Raw genomic sequence first — 21,371 nt, 5'->3', positions numbered from 1 at the left:
TTGCCGCTGCGTCTGCGTTTGGCGTGGCCTTACCCTTGGAGCATTGAACGGATCTGCTAAGTCAAACATGAAAGAGAACCCTTACATTGTCCCCGCCGCGGAGCGGGTGAATTCACCGCGAAAGTATTCGCTCGGATGCCTGTTTGCAGCGGCGGCGACCGCTTCTTTAGCCACTGCTTTGGCGACACTTATCTTTGCTGCCGTGTACTGGGCGGCGTTTCTTTCGCCGACCGCTCTGGATGGTACGTTCACCGTTGATCGGTACAGCGAAGGCCGGTAGCTAGAACTTTCTTCCGGTGGCAAAGCTGTTGTCCATGTCAGGCAGGGTTACGCCGATTCCATTTTGAAATGACGGCTGGACACGTACCCCCGACTTCTTGCGAAGCAGGTCAGCCTGCCTGTACTTGCGAGACCTGGAATCTGCATCCTCCTGCCTGTTTCCTGGAAGCGTGAACAGGTTGTGAGCGATGCTATCCCACATCCTGGTAGCAAGTCCTGGCGATTGGGATTCCGTGTATTCTTGGACAAGGTGTGCCGGGAATCCCATCGCCATCAGGTCGCTTACCATTTCGCCGTCGTAGTTTGGATCGCCCATCAGTTCTGCAGCGGCTTGCCGGACGCTATCGTGAGCGAGCATACTGCGTCTAAGGGCCAGCGAACCGCTAAGCCCTCCCAGCACAAGCGACGGCGTGTGACGTTCCCCCAGGGGCAAAGGGAAATCCTCCGGACACCGGCACTTAAGGGTCCTGCGATCTGCCTTGACCAACTAGATCCGTGGCACCTTACATTTCACCCTGGCCGATCATGCGGCAAACAATTCGTCCTGTCTTCCCAACCGCTGGGCTCCAGGAGATGCTACCAATCGGTTCCGTTCTGCGCTGGAGTCCACTTCGTTCACGCAAGCAGTATCGAGGATTCGCTGGATGCCAAGCCGCTACTCCTGAAGAGCGATTCGCGAATCACGCACCATCGGCTGGACGACCGTAAGCTGCTGCATCGCTTTGGCGCGTCCCTCTGTGCTTCCCAGGAAATTGCGTTGCAGCGCTCGACCCTCGACCAACAGCGAGCGAAGGTTTCGCTGCTGGCTGCATCAACCTGCATCCCGAAATTTGTCATTTCGGCACCTGCGCCGGCGATCAACTTGAAACGTACGCCAAATGCCCTTGGCACTGCATTCTGATTGGGCGACAGAAGCTGGCCTGTCGCGCAGACGAGGCAGGGGTAAATTGCGTTTCAAACACTACTGCTTGCTCGGCATCCCCCCCGGAAAGGCGATCGACACAATCTGAGCCTTGATAGCATCGGTAAGCGAGGGCCACGCATCGATGATCCGGACCAGATCGTCGTCGTTTGGTGTGGATTCTGGTGTGGATTGCTCGCCACCGCCCGTTTCTCTTATAGCGTTTTCTCGATTATTCGAGTCCCTCAACGCCCATCAGATTACAAAACTAAAGGCCCTGGCTTCCACGCGAAGCCAGGGCTTTTTTCGTAGAGCGACCGAACATCGATATTGAAGGAAGCACGTCAAAGCTTAACATGCCTAGGTGGCGACAACCTCTACACCTGGGCAACAACCGTGGCAAGCTTTCCGATCTACAAAGTTAGCTCGCTCGACTCCGAAGACCTGGAGCAACTGGGAACCAAACCCAAGTACTGGTACCACGACGGTGACCGGCGAATGATGTTCAAGGCAGAAAACCGCCAAACCGGCGAAGACTGGGCCGAACGCATCGCCTGCGAAATCTGTCAAGAACTAGGACTTCCTCACGTACACTACGAACTGGCTTTTGACACCCACCAAAACCTACCTGGTGTGATCTGCCAGAACATCGCCGCCAAACCACGAAGCCTAATCCTTGGCAACCAACTTCTACTGGAAGTCGATCCTGCATACCCGAGCGATGAAGAGAAACACTACAGCGTGCAAGAACACACTGTCGATGCGGTCTGGGAAGTCGTTTCAAAACTCGCCCCTCCCGACCAAATCGCTTCGGTCCCTCGCGAGGCATCCTCCGCAGGTGCGGTATTTATTGGGTACACGATCCTCGACGCACTGATAGCAAATCAAGATCGCCATCACCAAAACTGGGGTGCAGTCCGCGGTGACACGACGCAACTTGCTCCGACCTTCGACCACGGGGCGGGCTTGGCGCGGAACGAAACGGATCTCAAGCGACGGCGAAGACTGGACGCTGGCGATTCACAGCGGCAAATGGAAGCCTACACGTCGCGTGCGCGATCTGCTTTTTTTCGCAACTCTCAAGACACACGAACGATCACCACCTACGATGCGGCCGAAGCGTTCTCGCAACGAAACACTCAAGCGGCGACGACCTGGCTGCAGAGACTCCAGCATTTGTCGCCACTTAAATTGAGTGATATCGTTAACAGAGTCCCCGAATCGCGCATCTCTCCAACAGCTCGTGAGTTTACAATCCGACTGCTGGAGATTAATCGAACCCGATTGCTCAACCTCATCGCCACCTTATGACTCCCCCCAACCAAACCGTCTTCGTTGCCTGGCATGCTGAACAGCCGATGCCTCGCTGGGCCGCCGTCGCTCGCCTCGATTGCCTCTACAGCGAACTGGGGGACCGTCGTTTTCGCTTCAGCTACACCGAAGGGGCCCGAACAATCAAAGGGTTCCGCCCGTTGGACGGCATGGAAGACCTGCACCAGGTTTACGAGTCAACAAGCCTCTTCCCAGTATTCAAGAACCGTTTGCTACCCGCTTCGCGCCCCGAGTTCCGACAGTTTTTGGAGTGGAATGGTTTCGACCCCGACGACCCGCCCGAACCACTGCTTCTACTGGGGCGAAGCGAAGGGATCCGCAAGACCGATGCGATCGAAGTTTTCCCCAAGCCGGTGCCAGATTCCCATGGATGCTTTGTCAACTTCTTCTTTGTCCACGGAATTCGGTTTCAACCTACCGCCACAGAACGAATCTCTCACCTGCATCCTGGCGACTCACTCACCGTACGACAGGAACCTGAAAACCCAATCGACCCACATGCAATCGCTCTCGAAACGAACGGATCGATGCTCGGGTACACCCCTCGCTATCTGGCTCGCGACATCGAACGACTGCTCAGCCAATGCCCCGCCGAAACAGTTCGCGTTGTCGTACAACAAGTAAATCTGGATGCACCGCTACAACAACGACTGTTGTGCCGAATGAACGCCTGCTGGCCAGCCGGTTTCCAGCCTTGCGACACCGTCGACTACCAACCGATCTCCAGTTTGGTTCCGCGTTAAGAAGTCGCCAATGAATCCGCTCCGCTCCAGAACCTTCAACAAATGGAGAAGCGAACATCCACAAAACAGCTGCCCAGCAGCGACGATCTGCCCTATTTTTGGCTATGCCCGACAGCGATGTTGATTGTCTTGACTCCGGAGGAGTCCACGTCGGTAGTTCGGGGCGAAAGCCCCGAGATCGCACGTGCGAACACAGCACCCGCCCCGGATGGGGGAGTCGTGAACCATGACGCGTTGATTTGCTCCAATCAATGACCGTCCCTCTGGGACGAGGTCATAATGCCCTGAAGAGGAGCAACATTTACGCATAAAAGGAACACCCAATGAATCGCCCGATCCTACGCGAGATGACATCGGATGACGCCGCGCACGTGATCGCATTAAACGAAGCGGTTGTCGCTGTCACCAGCCCGATGGATCTCCAACGTTTTGCCGAACTCTACGAACTCAGCAGCCTGCACTTGGTTGCGGAAGTGAATCGCGAAGTCGTCGGTTTTGTATTGGCGATGACCGATGCGTGCGCATACGACAACGGAAACTACCAGTGGTTCGCCCAACGCCTAAAAAACTTCCTGTACGTCGACCGGATCGTGGTCGCACCAGCCTGCCGCGGACTCGGGCTTGGCCGCCTGCTCTATTCTCACCTAGACGATCAAGCACGCCAGTCAGGCCTTGTGCAAGTGTGCGCGGAGATGGACCTCAACCCACCCAACGAAGGCTCCCTTGCCTTCCACAAGAAATCGGGCTTCATCCGACTGGGCACTCGCATCCTGGACAGCGGCAAACAAGTCTCGATGCAGACCCGCTTCCTCCTTTGCGATTGCAACAAAGCCTAACACCCCACCTCCCCGCCCCGCGGCACCGGTGTTTCCCCACCAACCGTAGAAGAAGGGTAGATGAAGGGGACATCCATGACGTGACTGCCTTTGCAGCGGCGACAGCCCCGAGTTGCCACGCGCCCCGACCGTGCAACCGACAGGAACCATTTTCGCGCGAAGACTCTCCGCGACTGCTCTCGCTAGCTCCACTGACGGTTCACCTCCTCTTCGCATGGCGAAATATTGACCTCCGAGGCGAATTATCCGCCGCCGTCGCAGACTCGATGGAGCGCGGCGGAGAGCGTCGAGACATCGCAACGGACAATTAAGCAAGGAATGGGGTCGATCTTGCCAAGCTGGCATGCAACTTGCTTAGAGCCAGGAAGCACTCACATCGTGGATCGACGCGCGACCGTTCGCCAGCGCGGTCCCAATCACCCCGTACCTCTCCAGTTCAATTCAAGTTCAGGCATATGAAGACAACCCACCGCGGCTTTACACTCGTTGAATTATTAGTCGTGATCGCGATCATCGGCATCCTGGTCGGGCTGCTGTTGCCCGCGGTTCAAGCGGCCCGAGAAGCCGCCCGACGCATGCAGTGCTCGAACCATTTGAAACAGATCGGCCTGGCCTGCCATAACTACCAGAGCACCTTTGGCTGCTTCCCGCCATCGGCAGTGGTCGACCTGAGCATCAGCAGCACCGGGAACAACGGCTCATGGGGCGTCCACGGCCGAATCCTTCCCTTCTTGGAGCAAGGGAATCTCGCAGACCTAGTCGATCTAACCGCCGCCTGGGACAACCAAATGGCGATCGACGCGATCAAGATCTCCACCTACGCATGCCCCAGCGACGTTGGCAGCGACCAGTTGCGCGACCCGGGCAGTGGTCGACCGCGATTGTACCCGACCAGCTATGGATTTAATTTTGGCCGCTGGTTTGTCTTCTCTCCGTCGACGCGACAGGGGGGCGACGGCATGTTCTACCCCAATTCGTTCCTCGATTTTCGCGATTGCACCGACGGCACCAGCTCGACCCTGCTGACCGCCGAGGTGAAAGCCTGGACCCCTTACAATCGCAACGGTGGCCCATCGTCGACCACGATGCCAGCGACGCAGGCCGATGCCGAGGCGATTACCGCCAGCGGCGCTCAATTTAAGAACACCGGCCACACCGAATGGCCCGATGGCCGAGTACATCACACCGGAATCACCGTCGTCCGGCCTCCCAACAGCGAATTGCACCTGACCAGCGGAGGAACGCTTTACGAGGAAGCCGACTACAATTCCTGGCAGGAAGGAAAAGACGGCAGTGCCGGCAGCCCGACCTATGCGATTGTCACTGCCCGCAGCTTCCATCCGGGAATCGTCAACGTGGCGTTGGTGGACGGTTCGACTCGCGGTATTTCATCGACGATCGACCTGACCGTATGGCACGCCCACGGGACGCGGAACCAAGGGGAAGTCATCTCGGGACTCTAACCCGTCGTGCGAGGAAAGGTTACTCACGCAACATCGCGCGGAATGGAGAAGGGGACATCCACAAAATGCTTGCACTAGCGTTTTCGATATCGCGGCAACGTCTGACCGTCCCCAATTGCCTTTTGATTCCGGCATAACATTCCGCCGCGTTCATCCTTTCAACAACCTACGTTCTGACAATCGACACGCCGAGAATGGGAAGCGCCTGTGCGGCTCAACAGTTCGGTCACGGTGCGTTTCGATGATTGGCAGAATGAGGCTGGCAGAACAATAAATCCGCAGCGAAGGTAGTTGCAGACGAGACGTTCGACAAATCGCCTCGTCGCTCCTCCCAACACCCGGAATCCCCCACACGGCCCCGTAACTCGGTTACTGCCACAAAAATGCGCGTCCCTAACAAAGTACGCCCACCCCATTGGCTGCCTCGCGCGATCTCCCGCAGTGCTAGTTGGAACATCCCCTAAGGTTCCGACGCCGATCGGTCGTTTACGCGACGATCAGCGGCATCGAGTACGCGGGCATCGCGGTGTCTCGCGACACCAGCGTGTAATCCTCGCGCATCGCCTGGGCGATCAACATTCGGTCGAATGGATCGCGATGATGATTCGGCAACGATTCGACAGCCCACGCATGATCGGACTTCACCGGCAATTCGTCGAATCCGGCATTTGCAATCGCTGATGCGATGTCCGCTGGTGCGGTTAGTTTCCCAAGGCTCCGCTTGACCGCGATTTCCCAGGCGACGACCGCGCTGAAAAAGACTTGGTTCGCTGGTTCCGCGATTGCGTTCCGGGCATCATCCGAAAGTAAGTTCGGATCGTCGAGCCACCAAAGCACGACATGTGTGTCGAGCAGAAGCCTCACTCTTCGCCCGCTCCGAATGCCTCAGCGATGTCGCCAGGCAGTTTGTCGAAGTCAGCAGCGATCGCGATTTGCCCCTTCAATTGACCACCTTGACGTTTCGCCGTCTTGACTGATGAGCCGGCGACTTCGGCGACCAATTTAGCAACGGGCCGCTCGCGATCGGTAATGACCAATTCTGCACCGGGAGCCAAACCCGCGATGAGGCCTTTGAGGTTGCCTTGAGCTTCTTGGATCGAGATTTCATCTGGCATGATTCCACCTGTGGACAACTGAGTGAACCTCCATTCTAACCGACGTGCAGCCCGATCACGATGATCGACGTTTGGCGACCACGAAAATGATCGCCTTCGTTTCCATCCTCAGAGTGAACTCAAGCTACATGGTAGCGAGGGGACAGGCACAAAACGGCGGTCCGAGCCTCTAAGCCCAAACAAAGACCGCAAGCTCATTGGCACGATTCGCAGCATTGACAGGTAGACCAAACCACCAGCCCTAACAGAATCAAGATCGACCACGAATCACACAAATAACACGAATACGGAGGACTGCAAAATGAGCGTTTCCCATTCGCGTGATTGGCGTCATTCGCGGGTAGACCAAACCACCGGTCCTTTCAGAATCAAGATTGACCGCGAATCACACAAATAACACGAATACTGACGACTGCTAAATGAGCGTTTTCTATTCGCGTGATTGGCGCCATTCGCGGGAAGACCAAACCACCAGCCCTAACAGAATCAAGATTCACCACGAATCACACCACTAACACGAATACTGACGACCGCAAAATCGGCGTTTCCCATTCGCCTGATTGGCGCCATTTGCGGGAAGACCAAACCACCAGCCCTAACAGAATTAAGATTACCTACGAATCACGCCAATAGCGCCAATACTCTGGGCTCGACAATGGTCGAGATTCATTCGCGTGACTGGCACCATTCGCGGGCAGCATTTACCCATCTTCACGAGAGACGAAGAGAGGGGCATCCCCATGAAACGATTGCGACTGGAGTGACGGTCGCTCAAATCCTGCGACGACGGTTGCAGGAAAGGTTGGCCGAAGCCCCTGCGGGAGTTCTCGATAGGGCGACACCATCGCCCCTCTGCAGGGCTTTGCTTGTTGACCGCGACTTGCGCACCCGAAAGCCCCCCGGCAGAACAACTCTGCGACAGTTCTCCAAGATTTTACGTAAGAAATCGGTGACAGCTCCGTCCCACTAGGGTGCAGACAGTACCTAGCCTTTGTTTGGGAGATTCGTCGTGACGAAACAACGCACCTTTTTCTTATTGATACCACTGCTGGCGATCGCCGGGTTTTCGGTTTGGTTAGTCGCTAGCGACCGGAACAGCCCCCACCAGATGCCAGAAATCGCAGCCAACGCAAAAATCGAAACCGCTATATTCGCTGGCGGCTGCTTTTGGTGCATGGAGCCCCCCTTCGAAAAGCAGGCCGGCGTGATCGCCGCTGAATCGGGCTACACTGGCGGCCATAAGAAAAACCCGACGTACGAGGAGGTTTCGCATACCGACACCGGACATGTCGAAGCGGTCCGCGTGACCTTTGATGCAAACCAAATCGCGTACTTGGATCTGCTGGAAATTTTCTGGCGGAACATCGACCCGACCGATCGCTACGGTCAGTTCGTCGATCAAGGCAAATCGTACACGTCGGCGATCTTCGTCGCCAACGACAATCAACGCGAACAAGCCAGCGCGTCGAAGCAACAGCTTGTCGAATCGGGACGTTTCGAAAAGGAGATCGTCACGCCAATCCAAGACGCTTCGACTTTCTACTTGGCCGAAGACTACCACCAAGACTACTACAAGCAGAATCCGCTGCGCTACAACTTCTACCGCCGGATGTCGGGACGCGACGAGTTTATCGATGCCGCTTGGGGAGACGACCGCAACTACCACCCCAAAACAAAGGCCATCGCTCCTGAGAGCACCGACTCGGCAGACTCCAGCAGCCGTTACCCGCGGCCCAGCGAAACGGTGCTGCGCGACAAACTGACCGATTTGCAGTACCGCGTCACGCAACAGGACGCCACCGAACCGCCATTCAAGAACACCTACTGGGATAACAAACAGGCGGGGATCTATGTCGACGTCGCCTCCGGCGAGCCATTGTTCAGCTCCCAGGACAAATTCAAATCAGGGACCGGTTGGCCTTCGTTCACCCGACCGCTGGTCAACGACAACGTTTTAGAACAGACCGATTACAAGCTGTTCCTGCGGCGGACCGAGGTCCGTTCCAAACATGGCAATTCGCACCTGGGACATGTTTTCAGCGACGGCCCCGAACCGACCGGACTGCGGTACTGCCTGAACTCCGCCGCCCTCCGGTTCATCCCATCCGACGAACTCGAAGCCCAGGGATACTCCGAATTTGCAGAGTCGTTCTAGTCTCACCCCGCCGGATTCCAGGAAGCCGTTCGATGAACACAGAAACGTTAAGACTGTACGCTTAGGCCACGTTAAGAGCGACAAACGCCATCCCCGCCAATTCGAAATCAACGGTCAACACGTTGCCTTCGGTCGAGTGCTTCAAGACCCGCACGATTTTCGAGTCGGGGAATGCCCGACACATCGCAGCTTGCCGCCTCTTCGGCCTGGTTTTCAAAAGACAAAGATGGAGTGATCTTTTGTGCAATCTGCATCGCATTGTTTCCGCAAGCTTTGATTCTGAAGTCGTCTCGTGGGGGATCCCTACGCAAGCAGTCGACTGACAAACGCGGCGATCAACATCGTATCCACAAAGCGAATCGGGACTGAAAACAGTACACCGACTTCGACGCAACGCCGCTGATCCCTCCCCCCACTAAACCAACATTAGGGAAGGCACATGAAATCGGCAGCCCGCACCGCATCGACACAATGCTGCCCCTAACGAGGCCAACCGAACGAACCTGGCCATCGGCCACCAACCAGAATCCCAGAAAAAACCCACCCAAACAGCCACAAACGCAACTCCACACTGACAATTGCAGTAACAGCAGTGGTTTCTAGAATATATTCGCTCAGGAAGATAAACGACCGTTGCAAGCATTCTTGCGTGCATTCAGTGCACGCTCCCCCCCCCCGATGCCTTGCGAAAGCATACGTGCGACCGCAATCGTGTTGCAGTGCATTCGAGTTCTTCCCATTTTCGCGAGCGCTAAATTTTGCGCCGTTTCATTCCCTTACCTCTTTTGGCATTCATTTCATGAAACAATCTCGCTCTGCCTTTACACTCGTTGAACTTCTTGTCGTGATCGCGATCATCGGCATCCTGGTTGGCCTGTTGCTGCCCGCCGTCCAAGCCGCGCGCGAAGCGGCCCGCCGGATGCAGTGCTCGAACAGCATGAAACAACTCGGCCTTGCACTGCACAACTACCACGACACCCATGGCAGCTTTGTCCCCCGGGCGACCGGAACAACCAGCGGCACCGTCCAAAACTACGGACGCTTGAACGGACTGATTCCGCTGATGCCGTTCTACGAACAAGGGCCCATGTACGACCAAATCGCTGCGGGCGATGGCACCAAGCCTCCGTTCGGCGGCGGCACCTGGGAATCCTGGACCCCCTGGAACGTCGCTCCCGACATGCTGCGTTGCCCATCGGACAACTACTCCGGCAATCTGACCAATCACTTTAACTATCGATTCAGCGTCGGCGACCAAATGGGAAGCACCCGCGATGCGACCTCGGTCCGCGGCGTCTTTGCCAAACGCGACGGCAGCCGATTTCGCGACATCATCGACGGCACCAGCAACACGATTGCAATGGCCGAACGGAAGGTGAACGAATACAGCCGAGGGACCCGAACCGGAACCATCCGAGTAACGGAAGGTGTGGCCGTTGGCGTCGCGGATATCCGCCTGAGCCCACTGAACTGCCTGGCGGAAACCGATGGCAGGTTCTATTTGGATGCCAGCGCCGTTAAAGGACGTGGCGGATGGTGGCTGGCCGATGGCCAAGCCGAACGGGCTGGTTTTAACACGGTACTGCCCCCCAACTCGGCCAGTTGTACCGACGCATCTGGATCCAGCGACAGCGGAGACAGCGTCAGCTCGGTGATCGCCCCGACCAGCAACCATCCTGGCGGCGTGATGACATTGCGCGCCGACGGCTCCACCCACTTCGTTGCCGAAACGATCGACACCGGTGACCTCAGCCAACCGGAACAAACCAATGGGCTCAGCCCCTACGGTGTCTGGGGCGCCATGGGTAGCAAAGCGGGCGGTGAACCGACTGTGGGAATCTAAACCGTCCCCTGCCCCCTAAACCCTTTCGTTTCCACCCCCATTCCACTCGCAAGCCAGCCCACCAGTGGCTGGCTTGCGAATTTTTATAAGTGTCCCAAACGATGAATTTTAAAAAATTAGCAAATAACAGCGCAGCGATCACAGCAACTTTCGCACTGGCGATGATGACAGGCTGTGGATCCGACGGCCTCCCCGACGATGCGGCTGCCGTCGAAGGAGTTGTCACGTATCAAGGCAGCCCCGTTGCCGACGCGGTGGTCACCTTTCGCTCCCAAGCGGGCTTCAGTGCCGTTGGCAAGACCGCCCCAGACGGCCGCTACCAATTGAGTTCGGCCAGCATCCCGGGAGGAACAAAAATTGGCGACTACCAAGTGACCGTCGTCAAACGCGAAAAGCTCGAAAACGCGATGCTGACCGAAGACGACCCGAACTACTCAGGGCAACAACAACAGGCCGCCCCACAGAAACCAAAGTACCTGGTCCCCGAACGCTACAGTCGCCCCACAACGAGCGGCCTGGAAGCGACCGTTGCCACCGGCCCCAACGAAATCAATTTCGATCTAACGGATGATTGATCTCGGCCTCCCAATGCCCTCCGCTCGCTCAGGGCCATCCAATGTTTTAACTTGAGGCATCAGTCGGCACGCTCGTCGACTCCTCGCCACATCGGTGGCGACAGACGCTAAGATACATCTCCCTGCCATCGGTGCAGCAACGCCCCTATGGCAATCCGAACGCCTCGGTTCCCGCGAACCGAGGCCGTGCGATTCGCCCCCGCCAGATGATGTATCAAGCGAGACGCCCATGAAGTTCCTGTCGGCTCAGTGGAAGCATCTTCTACTCGCCAACTACAACGTGCAGGCATCCGTTCTGGAACCGTTCGTTCCCAAGGGAACTCAAATCGACGCGTTCGAGGGTCGGGTCTACGTCAGCCTTGTCGCCTTCATGTTTGAAGAGACGCGTCTTGTTGGCATCCCGATTCCCTTCCATCGGCGTTTCGAAGAGGTGAATCTGCGGTTCTACGTCTCCCCCAAAAACAACCCATCGATTCGGGCTGTCACCTTTATTAAGGAACTCGTCCCGAAGCGGATCATTCCGTTGATCGCAAACAACTTCTTTCACGAGAACTACGCCGCGTTGCCAATGGACCACTGCAACGAACCCAATCAGCATTGGTACTCGTGGCAAAACGCGTCGCACAACCGGTTCTCCGCGAACATCGATTCCGAACTCGCCCTTCCTCCCGCCGGCTCGCTTGGCGAATTCATAACCGAGCATTACTGGGGATACTCTCAAGGTCCGCGGCGAACACTTCAGTACGAGGTACGACATCCGCAGTGGCGATGTTGCCAAATCGATGATTTTGAAATCGACGTCGACTTTGCAGCGACCTACGGCGATGCGTTTGCATTCCTCAATACACAGCCGCCCACCAACGTCCAATATGCCGAAGGTTCTCCCGTTTCGGTCTCCTTCCCGAGCTACCTTTAAACCCAATACCGTTCAACGAAGCGTAGTGGACGAGGCGACGAGTCCTTTTGCATGCATCAGACCAAATCGCTGGAACTCGTAACCTCGTCCACTACATCACGCCGCTAATTCTTGCGACGGACCGAGGCTCCTTCTTTGAACGGTATTGCCTTTAAACCACGGCAAGCCCAGAAGGTCTTCCAGCTCATGCGGGACGATGGCTCTGGCAATCCGGCTCTCGAGCGTGCCCCCAAACGGAAGCTGCGAGAAACTCAGGTACCAGGTTGGTGCTGAAGTCGCGTGTGGCTAGGATCATCGCGGATCCGATGTCGGTTCGTTGACAGCTGCCGAAAAACGCGTGGGACGCCGACATCCTGTCGCCTGAAAATGAAGCACCCACCACCCTTTTAGCTTATGATGCCTACGAACCGTGAGCTGGATCACATCGCGGCGGACCTGGATCGCGTTCAATAAGAAAGCTTGTTGGCGATCATCTATTCACGGTTTGAGATTCATGGACATTCCTGCAGAGCCTGCCCCCGATGCACCGCTCCGCCCTGCGGACTGGGTCGACGAACATGGTGATTATTTGTTTCGATACGCAGTCTCGCGGCTGCGGAATGCTGAAGCGGCTGAAGAGGTGGTGCAGCAGACGTTCCTGGCCGGCTTGGAGCATGTGCATCAGTTCTCCGGCAAAGGCTCCGAGCGGGGTTGGTTGACCGGCATCTTAAAACGCAAGGTCATCGATCTGATTCGCGTTCGCCAGCGAACCGAGAACCTGATCGATGATGACGGCGGCGATCCCATCGACCAAATGTTCGATCGCAGCGGCCACTGGAAGAAAAGCGTGCGATCAACCCTCATGCAACCACTCGATTCGCTCGAACGGGAGGAATTCTGGCCGATCCTGCGTCAGTGCCTGCATCGATTGCCAGCGAATCAGGCCGATGCGTTTACGTTGCGGGAGATGGAAGAGCTGGGAACCGAAGAAATTTGTAAGGAACTTGCGATCACTCCGTCGAACCTCTGGGTCTTGCTCCATCGGGCGCGTGTTCGCCTGGCGCAGTGCATGAAAACTCGCTGGAACCAAGACAGGGACCAAGTGGACACGCGATAATGTTCAGCTGCAAAGAAATCTCCAAGCTCGTCTCCGAATCGCTCGAAACCAAGCTAACGTTTCGTCAGCGGGTCGAGCTGTGGATGCATCTACGACTCTGTCGGCTGTGCGCCGCATTTCGTCGCGACACCGTTGCGCTGCATCGCCGCACACAGCAACATGTGGCAGAGCTCGACAACGATCGCAGCGTCGCAAAAGCGAAGCTCTCTTCAGAAGCTCGCCAGCGGATCAAACAAGCGATCGCAGCCCGCAACGACTGATCCAGCTCGAGTTTCTCTTCTCGCCCCCCTCTCCGCGCCTCACGCCTTCCAATTGCTGTTCGTAACCTTGCTATTCAAGGGTGACGAATCTTAATCTGCGCGGCCCCCCTTCTCGCTGATAGGCCCTCACGCGCGATGCCCTCACCTAGCCGTCAAAAAAATCTCCACTCGCTGTAAGGATCTCCGCCTCCCCCCGTCCTCCCCCCCGGAAACGTCACCGTTCCTGAAAACCACCCTCTCACCTCAAGGAAGCCTTTTTCATGCTGCATCAACGCCCCCGCCTTCGATCGCTCCTGACCGCCACAACCCTATCGACCTGCCTCATCATCGCCCCTCAAGCCGATGCGCAATCGGGAACGCGAGCCCCCCGGCCAACTCCCCCCGCAGCGAGTGGTGGCAGCCAAAGCCGCGCAGCTCAACCGCCAGCGGGAGGCAGCCAGAGTCGGATGGCACAGGCAAAGATCGCGATGGATGGCTATTGCCCGGTTTGCGTGATCGACATGAAGAAGTGGGTTCGTGGAACGACGCAGTTCCAGGCGAACTACGACGGGAAGACCTATCTGTTCCCTGGCGAAGAGCAGAAGCAGGTTTTCCTAGCCGACCCCGCGAAGTACGTCCCCGCACTGGGCGGCGACTGCACCGTTTGCTCGGTCAACATGTCACAGCGGATGCCTGGCACGGTCCAGCACTCGGCCCTCTACGGCGGCCGTTTGTTCCTGTTTCCTGGCGAGGAGCAAAAAGCAGCCTTCCGAGCCGACCCGAAAAAATACGCCAACATCGATCTTGCGATGAACGGCCTCTGTTCGGTTTGCCGCGTCGAGATGCAGCAGGATGTACCAGGAAAGCCGGAAATCGCGACTGTCCACCAAGGCCTGCGGTACCTCTTCCCGAGCGACGACCAACGGAAAATGTTCCTCGCCAATCCAGCCAAATACGCCGTTCCTAACAATGCACCGCTGAATTAGCTGGCGAAGTTCCAGCTTTCGTGTGTGAGGTAACCGATGTTCACGCGTCTATCTAGGGAAGGTTTGCGAACCTCCGCGAACTTTCCCCGATCTTCTCGTGCTGCAAACAACGAAAGGACACGGCGATGCCTAATAAAATGTGGCACCTGAAAAACTGTGACCTCTTCGCTCGGCTTCTGCCCGAACAGATCGAGCGGCTCGAAATGCGCAGTCGCTCGCGTTCGTTTCGAGCCCGCAGCCCGATCTACCTTCCCAGCGAAAAAGCGGACAGCGTGTTCCTGTTGACCAAGGGATTGGTCAAAGTCTGCAACCACACCCCCGATGGCAAGCAATCGATTTTGGCGTTTGTCGAGCCAGGGGAATTGTTTGGCGAGTTGGCGTTGTTTGCCGATGCGGCGCGCGAGGAATACGTCGAAGCGGTCGAGGCGGCGACGGTGGTAATGATTCCTGCGATCGAACTGCAAGAGTTGATGTCGCAGCACGGCGGCGTCGCGTTTGCCATCACAAAAATGATCGGCTTGCGACGCAGCCGAATCGAACGCCGACTAAAGAACTTGTTATTCCTTTCCAACCGCGACCGACTGATCCATCTGCTCCTCGACCTCGCCGAACAATTTGGAGCGGTCGCCGACGATGGGATCCGGCTGCGGATCAACCTCGCCCACCAGGAGATCGCCAACCTCCTAGGCAGCACGCGAGAAACCGTCACGATCCTGCTGGGCCAACTGCGTGCCGAAGGTTTCATCCACGTCGGCCGCCGCAAGATCGTACTGACCGACCCGCAGCGACTCTCGCAAACCGTGCAGCGCAAAATCCCCTACCAACTGCTCACCTGAAACCGCCCCCCGCTGCCGGCGGCAGCCCGCACTTCACCTGCCCAGCGAAGCAGAAAGGGCCGAAAAACGTGCGTTTAGCAAGTTTTTCGAGAAGGGGTGCAGCGGGACGTCTCGATGGGAACGCCCGACGTGACGGTCCTTCTTCATGTTGAGACGCGGTGAACCCCAGGTAATCTTGGCCCTTCCGCGGCCCACCCTAGTTTGTCCAGGCAGATTTGAGACGGTTCGGCTGATCGCAGCGATGGGCAATTATTTTCTCAAGCCGAACCGATTCCCCGCATCGCTCCTAGCCGTGGAACGAAACCTAGCGTTCACCGTAGCGGGTTCATTTGATGCGGGGTGCGTCCAGGCGGGCGCTCGATCGAATACCGCGATGCCTAATCCAATCAGCGTCTATCTCAATCGAGTTCAAGGGCAAAACAATATGAAGCGGTTCGTTCAGTCCATCAAAAATCTCTATCTCGGAAATATCTCCAACGCAACCGAAGCTCCCGAGCTTCCGAAACCGCGTGCACTCGGCGACGGCACCGAAACGACTGAGCCGATGTTGCTGATGTCGGCTTCATGCGGAAACGCTGGCGATATCGTCGACCAAGACATGCCCGAACCCAACGATGACATGCCTTCGTGTGGCAGCGATGGTGGCCACGGCTGTGGTGCCAGCGGCCACGATTTATTCGGCAAAGAGGGCGACGACGCATGCGATATCTTCGACGACGCTGGACAGGATGACGCTGGACAGGATGACGCCGGTCAGGATGACGCCGGTCAGGATGACGCCGGTCAGGATGACGCCGGTCAGGATGACGCCGGTCAGGATGACGCCGGTCAGGATGATGCTGGTCAGGATGATGCTGGTCAGGACGATGCCGGTCAGGACGATGCCGGTCAGGACGATGCCGGTCAGGATGATGCCGGTCAGGATGATGTCATTAATTCGATCGACGGGACCGACGGACACGACTTGCTGGTCGGCGGTGAAGATGCCGACACGATCGATGGCAACGCGGGATCGGATCTGCTCAAGGGTGGCGCTGGCAATGACACGATCGACGGCGGCAGTGGCGACGATCTGATCAAGGGCGGAGCTGGCGATGACAAGCTCGAAGGAGGCGAAGGTGCCGACCTGCTCAAGGGCGAAGAGGGTGACGACCTAGTGAAGGGAGGTGCCGGAAACGATGTCCTGCAAGGCGGTCTTGGCGATGACCTGATCGACGGCGGCGAAGGGAACGACCTCGCCGACTTCAGCGGCAACCGCGACGACTATTCGATCGTCGACCTCGGCAACGGCACGCTGCAGATCAGCGGTCCCGATGGCGATGACCTGATCCGATCTGTCGAAGCCCTCCGCTTCAGCGATCAGACCGTACTCGTTTCCGACATCCTCAACCCCACACCACCGGTCGTCGTCGAACCGCCGGTTGTCGAACCACCGGTAGCTGAAGAACCGCCCGTAGTCGTCGATCCCCCCGTGGTTGATCACCCACCCGTCGTCGACCCGCCGGTAGCTGAAGAGCCGCCCGTGGTTGTCGATCCCCCCGTGGTTGATCACCCGCCCGTCGTCGAACCGCCGGTAGCTGAAGAGCCGCCAGTAGTCGTCGATCCCCCGATGGTAGATCACCCACCGGTTGTCGAACCGCCGGTAGCTGAAGAGCCGCCAGTGGTCGTCGATCCCCCCGTGGTTGACCAACCACCGGTCGCCGATCCACCGGTAGCTGAAGAACCACCCGTAGTTGTCGATCCTCCCATGGTTGATCCCCCACCCATCGTCGAACCACCGGTAGCTGAAGAGCCGCCAGTCGTCGTCGATCCCCCCGTGGTTGATCACCCGCCCGTCGTCGATCCACCGGTAGCTGAAGAGCCGCCCGTGGTCGTCGATCCTCCCGTGGTTGCTTACCCACCTGTCGTCGAACCGCCGGTAGCTCAAGAGCCACCTGTGGTCGTCGATCCCCCCGTGGTTAATCACCCACCTGTCGTCGAACCGCCGGTAGCTGAAGAGCCACCCGTGGTCGTCGATCCTCCTATGGTTGGCCAACCACCTGTCGAAGAGCCACCGGTAGCTGAAGAGCCGCCAGTGGTCGTCGATCCCCCCGTGGTTGACCAACCACCGGTCGCCGATCCACCGGTAGCTGAAGAACCACCCGTAGTTGTCGATCCTCCCATGGTTGATCCCCCGATGAACGGCGGATCTGATGGCGGATCTGATGGCGGATCTGATGGAGGATCTGATGGAGGATCTGATGGAGGATCTGATGGAGGTTCCGATGGAGGTTCCGATGGAGGTTCCGATGGCGGTAGCGACGGTGGATCCGATGGCGGCAAGGACTACATGAAAGGCGGCTCCGATGGAGGTAGCGATGGTGGATCCGATGGTGGATCCGATGGTGGATCCGATGGTGGATCCGATGGTGGATCCGATGGTGGATCCGATGGTGGATCCGATGGTGGATCCGATGGTGGATCCGATGGTGGATCCGATGGTGGATCCGATGGTGGATCCGATGGTGGATCCGATGGTGGATCCGATGGTGGATCCGACGGAGGTTCTGACGGTGGTAGCGACGGTGGTAGCGACGGTGGGTCCGATGGCGGCTCCGATGGCGGCAAGGACGACATGAAAGGCGGCTCCGATGGAGGTAGCGACGGCGGATCTGATGGTGGCTCTGACGGAGGCAGCGATGGCGGATCTGATGGTGGCTCCGATGGCGGTAGCGACGGAGGTTCCGATGGCGGTAGCGACGGAGGTTCCGATGGCGGTAGCGACGGTGGATCCGACCGCGGCAAGGACTACACGAAAGGCGGCTCCGACGGAGGTAGCGACGGCGGATCCGATGGTGGCTCCGACGGTGGCTCCGACGGAGGATCTGACGGAGGATCTGACGGAGGCTCCGATGGAGGTTCCGACGGAGGTAGCGATGGCGGCTCCGATGGCGGCAAGGACTACACGAAAGGCGGATCCGACGGAGGTAGCGACGGCGGATCTGATGGTGGCTCCGACGGAGGTAGCGACGGCGGATCTGACGGAGGCTCCGATGGCGGTAGCGACGGTGGATCTGACGGACGTTCCGATGGCGGTAGCGACGGTGGATCCGACGGCGGCAAGGACTCCATGAAAGGTGGCTCCGACGGTGGTAGCGATGGCGGTAGCGACGGTGGATCCGATGGCGACAAGGATCACAAAAAAGGTGGCTCCGACGGCGGTTCTGACGGTGGCGACGAATACTGGCGCAACACCAGCGACCGAGGGAACGACTACCGTCGCAACGTCTTGAATTTCCTCAAGGCACACAAACATGGAGGTTCGGGCGGAGGCAAGGATCTCCCGACTGGTGGCTACTAAACCTCGGCTCTTGAAGACGAGCTAAATCCTCTTGTTTATTTCCCGACGAAGCAAACCAGTGCAAAGTAACAACGATATCGATGAACGGATTCGAGCGGTCGCAGGCCGACCGCTCTCGGCGACGGATCGATCCGCGGAACAGGCGGCGGGGCGACCGATCGTTTATCTGATGCGAGGTTTGCCTTCGTGTGGGAAGAGTACGACAGCGCGTCGGATCGCCGGCGCCGATGGCATCGTGATCGAAACCGATGCGTACTTTCAAGGCGAAAAACCGGGCCCCGAACACTACAGTTTTGCCCCCGATCGATTGGAGACCGCGCGGCAATGGACGCTCGATGCGTTCCGCGATGCCCTGGCGAAACGCATCTCGCCGATCGTGATCGATCGCGGCAACGGACGGAATCCCGAATCAAAGATCTACGCCCAACTGGCCGATCAGGCGGGGTACAAGATCGCGTTGTGCGAGCCCGAATCCCCTTGGTGGAACGAGATCCGCGTGCTAATGCGTTACCGACCGGCGACCGATCCCGTGTTAGACGCCTGGGCCGACGAACTGTCTCGGATCAGCCGCAGCACGCATCGCGTCTCTTCCCGAACGATCCGCCGCTGGATGGACCACTGGGTCGACGACTTGGCTGTCGAACAGATTCTCAACTGCTAATCGACACCGCCAGTGAAAGATCGCGATCTGCTTACGGTGTCGGCTGGCCATTGGCGTGCGGCATCGGTTGCATCTGCAGATGGACCATTTCTTGGTAGCGACCGTTTTGCGACATCAGTTCTTGGTGCGTGCCGACTTGCACGACGCGTCCCTCTTCCATCACCACGATCTTGTCGGCATGGATGATCGTACTCAAGCGGTGAGCGATCACGATCGAGGTCCGGTTCTGCAGAAGGTAGCCGAGACTGTCTTGGATCAGTCGTTCGCTTTCGCTGTCGAGATTGCTGGTCGCTTCGTCCAGGATCAAGATCTTCGGATCGGCGAGGATCGCTCGAGCGATCGCCAGCCGTTGTCGCTGGCCTCCGCTCAGCTTGACGCCCCGTTCGCCGATCCAGCTCTCGTAGCCTTCGGGCAGCTTTTCGATAAACTCCGCAGCCGCAGCCGCCTGCGCCGCCGCTTGCACTTCGGCCAGCGAAGCATCGCGTCGGGCGTAACCGATGTTGTCGCGGATCGTCCCGTCGAACAGAAAGACATCTTGTTCGACGATCCCCAGCAGCTTGCGAAAACTCTCTAAACGAATGTCGCGCAGGTCGCGGCCATCCAAACGGATCGCGCCGGAAACGGGATCGTAAAACCGGGCGATCAGATTCGTCAGCGTCGTCTTCCCGGCGCCGCTGCGTCCGACCAACGCGACCGTCTGCCCAGGCTGGATCTCCAAACAAACGTCCTGAAGGACCATCGATTCGGTATCGGGATAGTGGAAGCCGACGTTTTCCAACGTGATCGCACCGGCAACCTCTTCTTTCCGCAGACTGACCGCCGTCGGATTGGTCGGCAGCTCGCGTGGGCTTTCCAAAACGTCCAGCACGCGATCGAGTCCCGCCAGGTTGTTCTGGAACGTGACCGCGCTGCCGGCTAGCGCGGCGATCGGGTCCAACAGCATCGTCAGATAGACCAGGAACATCATCAGATCGCCGAGAGTGAGTTCGCCGTTGATGATCTGCGAACCGCCGTACAGCAGCAGCCCCGTCGACGCCAGCGGAATCACGACCTCCCAAATAATCTCGATCGCGCGGCTCCACCACCATGTGAACAATTGTTGCCGAACCAGCATCGTCCCCTCGCGGACGAAGCGGTTCGATTCGCTGCGGGCGCGAGCAAAGGTGCGGACGATGCGGATCCCGCCAAACGTTTCGGTCGCTCCCGCGTCGATGTGTTGCCGCTGCTTGCGGATGTCTTTGAACATCGGCCGGATCCGGTTGATCCAGGTGCGGTGGGTGATGTAGACGCCGGGCAACAGCAGCAGCCCGCCGAGCATCAGTTTCCAGTCGACCAACATCAAGATGATCAAGCTGCCCACGAACTGAATGATCGCACGCCACGGGTTGTACAACATGCTGAAAATCAGGTCGGCGATCCCGCCGGCATCCTCGCGGATCAGGCTCGCCGCTCCGCCGCTCTTCAGTTTGTAGACTCGGGTCAGGGGCAATCGGATCGCATGGTCAAAGACCTTGCGACGGATCGAGATTTGAACCTGATTGACGGTCTTCGTCGCCAGCCAGCGGCCCCACAATTGGATCACCGTGGCGCAAGCTGTAAAAAAGGCGGCTCCCAGCGCGATCGCTACCAGCAGCGACATCTTCTCCTCGGGCCAGGCGAACCCTTGCAGGAAAGCGGGCATCGGTTTGGCCGGATCGGTCAGTACGCAATCGATCGCCAACTTAGTCGCCGCCGGCGGGACCAGACGCAGCAGCGTGGCCACCGATAACGTCGCCAGCCCCAGGATCACGCGTCCGCGATATCGCCCCAACAGCCCCCAAAATTCGGTGAACAACTGGAAGAAGGAACGCTGGCGGTTGGTGCCGCGATCGCTGTGAGGGCTTGGACTCGCCGAGTGAGGATTGCCACCGGAGCTTCGTTTTTCTCGAAATTCTTGGCGGTACTGGTCGAAACGCTGGCGTGAGGATTCTGGATGCATGAACTATTGTTATGCGTTTTACCGTAAAATGACAAGTCGGCTGCACGCGATGAGCCAGCAAAAAACGAGCCCCTGCG

23 protein-coding genes are annotated in these 21,371 nt (G+C 58.0%); 16 read left to right on the top strand and 7 right to left on the bottom strand.

Annotation, left to right across the window (positions count from 1 at the left end; translation table 11 throughout):
- Positions 1-67: 67 nt before the first annotated feature.
- On the top strand, positions 68-280 hold the full coding sequence (locus EC9_RS01500; RefSeq protein ID WP_145341774.1) for a hypothetical protein: 213 nt from the start codon (positions 68-70) through the stop codon (positions 278-280).
- Here EC9_RS01500 and EC9_RS01495 read toward each other — a convergent pair whose 3' ends face one another.
- Positions 281-637, bottom strand: a complete 357-nt coding sequence (locus tag EC9_RS01495) for a hypothetical protein (RefSeq protein ID WP_145341772.1) — start codon at positions 635-637, stop codon at positions 281-283.
- 873 nt (positions 638-1,510) lie between these two features.
- Here EC9_RS01495 and EC9_RS01490 point away from each other — a divergent pair.
- From EC9_RS01490 to EC9_RS01475, 4 genes are all read left to right on the top strand, one after another.
- Positions 1,511-2,491, top strand: a complete 981-nt coding sequence (locus EC9_RS01490; protein WP_145341770.1) for a HipA domain-containing protein — start codon at positions 1,511-1,513, stop codon at positions 2,489-2,491.
- Positions 2,488-3,255 (top strand): HIRAN domain-containing protein, encoded by a 768-nt coding sequence (locus EC9_RS01485; protein ID WP_145341768.1) that lies wholly within the window; start codon positions 2,488-2,490, stop codon positions 3,253-3,255. Before EC9_RS01490 ends, EC9_RS01485 begins: the two co-directional genes overlap by 4 nt.
- 323 nt (positions 3,256-3,578) lie before the next feature.
- Positions 3,579-4,091, top strand: coding sequence for a GNAT family N-acetyltransferase (locus EC9_RS01480; protein ID WP_145341766.1), 513 nt, complete (start codon positions 3,579-3,581; stop codon positions 4,089-4,091).
- 455 nt (positions 4,092-4,546) lie between these two features.
- Positions 4,547-5,554 carry a DUF1559 domain-containing protein gene (locus EC9_RS01475; protein ID WP_145341764.1) on the top strand — a complete coding sequence of 336 codons (1,008 nt, stop codon included), beginning with the start codon at positions 4,547-4,549 and terminating at the stop codon, positions 5,552-5,554.
- A 486-nt stretch (positions 5,555-6,040) separates the two neighbouring features.
- Here the strand turns inward: EC9_RS01475 and EC9_RS01470 are convergent, their stop codons facing one another.
- The gene (locus tag EC9_RS01470) at positions 6,041-6,418 is read right to left on the bottom strand and encodes a type II toxin-antitoxin system VapC family toxin (RefSeq protein ID WP_145341762.1); all 378 of its coding nucleotides are present in this window, start codon (positions 6,416-6,418) and stop codon (positions 6,041-6,043) included.
- Positions 6,415-6,669: a type II toxin-antitoxin system Phd/YefM family antitoxin gene (locus EC9_RS01465; protein ID WP_145341760.1), complete on the bottom strand. Its 255-nt coding sequence runs from the start codon at positions 6,667-6,669 to the stop codon at positions 6,415-6,417. Before EC9_RS01465 ends, EC9_RS01470 begins: the two co-directional genes overlap by 4 nt.
- 1,009 nt (positions 6,670-7,678) lie before the next feature.
- Here EC9_RS01465 and msrB point away from each other — a divergent pair.
- Complete coding sequence (gene msrB / locus EC9_RS01460; protein ID WP_218934512.1) at positions 7,679-8,824, top strand: peptide-methionine (R)-S-oxide reductase MsrB; 1,146 nt, start codon at positions 7,679-7,681, stop codon at positions 8,822-8,824.
- Positions 8,825-8,931: 107 nt separating this feature from the next.
- Here the strand turns inward: msrB and EC9_RS26345 are convergent, their stop codons facing one another.
- Positions 8,932-9,078, bottom strand: coding sequence for a VOC family protein (locus EC9_RS26345; RefSeq protein ID WP_218934511.1), 147 nt, complete (start codon positions 9,076-9,078; stop codon positions 8,932-8,934).
- Between the two features lie 545 nt (positions 9,079-9,623).
- Between EC9_RS26345 and EC9_RS01455 the strand changes: the two genes are divergently transcribed.
- The 7 genes from EC9_RS01455 (at position 9,624) to EC9_RS01425 (ending at position 15,315) form a co-directional block, all read left to right on the top strand.
- Positions 9,624-10,667: a DUF1559 domain-containing protein gene (locus tag EC9_RS01455; protein WP_145341758.1), complete on the top strand. Its 1,044-nt coding sequence runs from the start codon at positions 9,624-9,626 to the stop codon at positions 10,665-10,667.
- Positions 10,668-10,768: 101 nt separating this feature from the next.
- Positions 10,769-11,242 carry a carboxypeptidase regulatory-like domain-containing protein gene (locus EC9_RS01450; protein WP_145341755.1) on the top strand — a complete coding sequence of 158 codons (474 nt, stop codon included), beginning with the start codon at positions 10,769-10,771 and terminating at the stop codon, positions 11,240-11,242.
- A 229-nt stretch (positions 11,243-11,471) separates the two neighbouring features.
- Positions 11,472-12,158 (top strand): YqjF family protein, encoded by a 687-nt coding sequence (locus EC9_RS01445; RefSeq protein ID WP_145341753.1) that lies wholly within the window; start codon positions 11,472-11,474, stop codon positions 12,156-12,158.
- Between the two features lie 493 nt (positions 12,159-12,651).
- Positions 12,652-13,254 carry a sigma-70 family RNA polymerase sigma factor gene (locus EC9_RS01440; RefSeq protein ID WP_145341751.1) on the top strand — a complete coding sequence of 201 codons (603 nt, stop codon included), beginning with the start codon at positions 12,652-12,654 and terminating at the stop codon, positions 13,252-13,254.
- Positions 13,254-13,514, top strand: coding sequence for an anti-sigma factor family protein (locus tag EC9_RS01435; RefSeq protein WP_145341749.1), 261 nt, complete (start codon positions 13,254-13,256; stop codon positions 13,512-13,514). The genes EC9_RS01440 and EC9_RS01435 overlap by 1 nt, the downstream gene beginning before the upstream one ends.
- Positions 13,515-13,774: 260 nt before the next feature.
- Entirely contained in the window at positions 13,775-14,479 is a 705-nt protein-coding gene (locus EC9_RS01430; protein ID WP_145341747.1) for an eL24 family ribosomal protein, read from the top strand.
- Positions 14,480-14,604: 125 nt separating this feature from the next.
- On the top strand, positions 14,605-15,315 hold the full coding sequence (locus tag EC9_RS01425) for a Crp/Fnr family transcriptional regulator (RefSeq protein WP_145341745.1): 711 nt from the start codon (positions 14,605-14,607) through the stop codon (positions 15,313-15,315).
- A gap of 673 nt (positions 15,316-15,988) precedes the next feature.
- Here EC9_RS01425 and EC9_RS01420 read toward each other — a convergent pair.
- Both EC9_RS01420 and EC9_RS26340 read right to left on the bottom strand, forming a co-directional pair.
- The gene (locus EC9_RS01420; RefSeq protein ID WP_218934510.1) at positions 15,989-16,276 is read right to left on the bottom strand and encodes a pentapeptide repeat-containing protein; all 288 of its coding nucleotides are present in this window, start codon (positions 16,274-16,276) and stop codon (positions 15,989-15,991) included.
- A 192-nt stretch (positions 16,277-16,468) separates the two neighbouring features.
- On the bottom strand, positions 16,469-17,419 hold the full coding sequence (locus EC9_RS26340; protein WP_218934509.1) for a hypothetical protein: 951 nt from the start codon (positions 17,417-17,419) through the stop codon (positions 16,469-16,471).
- Between the two features lie 88 nt (positions 17,420-17,507).
- On the opposite strand from EC9_RS26340, the gene EC9_RS26335 reads away from it, so the two are divergent.
- The 3 genes from EC9_RS26335 to EC9_RS01405 are packed head-to-tail and all read left to right on the top strand — an operon-like array spanning position 17,508 to position 19,316.
- A complete protein-coding gene (locus EC9_RS26335; protein WP_218934508.1) occupies positions 17,508-17,648 on the top strand; it encodes a hypothetical protein in 141 nt (46 codons plus the stop codon).
- Complete coding sequence (locus EC9_RS26330) at positions 17,645-18,655, top strand: hypothetical protein (protein ID WP_218934507.1); 1,011 nt, start codon at positions 17,645-17,647, stop codon at positions 18,653-18,655. Before EC9_RS26335 ends, EC9_RS26330 begins: the two co-directional genes overlap by 4 nt.
- A gap of 58 nt (positions 18,656-18,713) precedes the next feature.
- Positions 18,714-19,316: an AAA family ATPase gene (locus EC9_RS01405; RefSeq protein ID WP_145341741.1), complete on the top strand. Its 603-nt coding sequence runs from the start codon at positions 18,714-18,716 to the stop codon at positions 19,314-19,316.
- Between the two features lie 31 nt (positions 19,317-19,347).
- On the opposite strand, the gene EC9_RS01400 is transcribed toward EC9_RS01405, so the two are convergent.
- Complete coding sequence (locus EC9_RS01400) at positions 19,348-21,294, bottom strand: ABC transporter ATP-binding protein (RefSeq protein WP_145341739.1); 1,947 nt, start codon at positions 21,292-21,294, stop codon at positions 19,348-19,350.
- Positions 21,295-21,371 lie beyond the last annotated feature (77 nt).

Source organism: Rosistilla ulvae (genome assembly GCF_007741475.1).
GTDB classification, from domain to species: Bacteria; Planctomycetota; Planctomycetia; order Pirellulales; family Pirellulaceae; genus Rosistilla; species Rosistilla ulvae.
This window is presented reverse-complemented; position numbering and strand designations above follow the sequence as displayed.

Bases quoted from the DNA above. Each gene is read 5' to 3' on its own strand.
- EC9_RS26335 (WP_218934508.1), top strand. From the start codon at position 17,508: ATGGCGGATCTGATGGCGGATCTGATGGAGGATCTGATGGAGGATCTG.
- EC9_RS26330 (WP_218934507.1), top strand. From the start codon at position 17,645: ATGAAAGGCGGCTCCGATGGAGGTAGCGATGGTGGATCCGATGGTGGA.
- EC9_RS01425 (WP_145341745.1), top strand. From the start codon at position 14,605: ATGCCTAATAAAATGTGGCACCTGAAAAACTGTGACCTCTTCGCTCGG.
- EC9_RS01455 (WP_145341758.1), top strand. From the start codon at position 9,624: ATGAAACAATCTCGCTCTGCCTTTACACTCGTTGAACTTCTTGTCGTG.
- EC9_RS01430 (WP_145341747.1), top strand. From the start codon at position 13,775: ATGCTGCATCAACGCCCCCGCCTTCGATCGCTCCTGACCGCCACAACC.
- EC9_RS01400 (WP_145341739.1), bottom strand. From the start codon at position 21,294: ATGCATCCAGAATCCTCACGCCAGCGTTTCGACCAGTACCGCCAAGAA.
- EC9_RS01445 (WP_145341753.1), top strand. From the start codon at position 11,472: ATGAAGTTCCTGTCGGCTCAGTGGAAGCATCTTCTACTCGCCAACTAC.
- EC9_RS01480 (WP_145341766.1), top strand. From the start codon at position 3,579: ATGAATCGCCCGATCCTACGCGAGATGACATCGGATGACGCCGCGCAC.
- EC9_RS01465 (WP_145341760.1), bottom strand. From the start codon at position 6,669: ATGCCAGATGAAATCTCGATCCAAGAAGCTCAAGGCAACCTCAAAGGC.
- EC9_RS01495 (WP_145341772.1), bottom strand. From the start codon at position 637: ATGCTCGCTCACGATAGCGTCCGGCAAGCCGCTGCAGAACTGATGGGC.
- EC9_RS01435 (WP_145341749.1), top strand. From the start codon at position 13,254: ATGTTCAGCTGCAAAGAAATCTCCAAGCTCGTCTCCGAATCGCTCGAA.
- EC9_RS26345 (WP_218934511.1), bottom strand. From the start codon at position 9,078: ATGCAGATTGCACAAAAGATCACTCCATCTTTGTCTTTTGAAAACCAG.
- EC9_RS01450 (WP_145341755.1), top strand. From the start codon at position 10,769: ATGAATTTTAAAAAATTAGCAAATAACAGCGCAGCGATCACAGCAACT.
- EC9_RS01440 (WP_145341751.1), top strand. From the start codon at position 12,652: ATGGACATTCCTGCAGAGCCTGCCCCCGATGCACCGCTCCGCCCTGCG.
- EC9_RS01485 (WP_145341768.1), top strand. From the start codon at position 2,488: ATGACTCCCCCCAACCAAACCGTCTTCGTTGCCTGGCATGCTGAACAG.
- EC9_RS01475 (WP_145341764.1), top strand. From the start codon at position 4,547: ATGAAGACAACCCACCGCGGCTTTACACTCGTTGAATTATTAGTCGTG.
- EC9_RS01500 (WP_145341774.1), top strand. From the start codon at position 68: ATGAAAGAGAACCCTTACATTGTCCCCGCCGCGGAGCGGGTGAATTCA.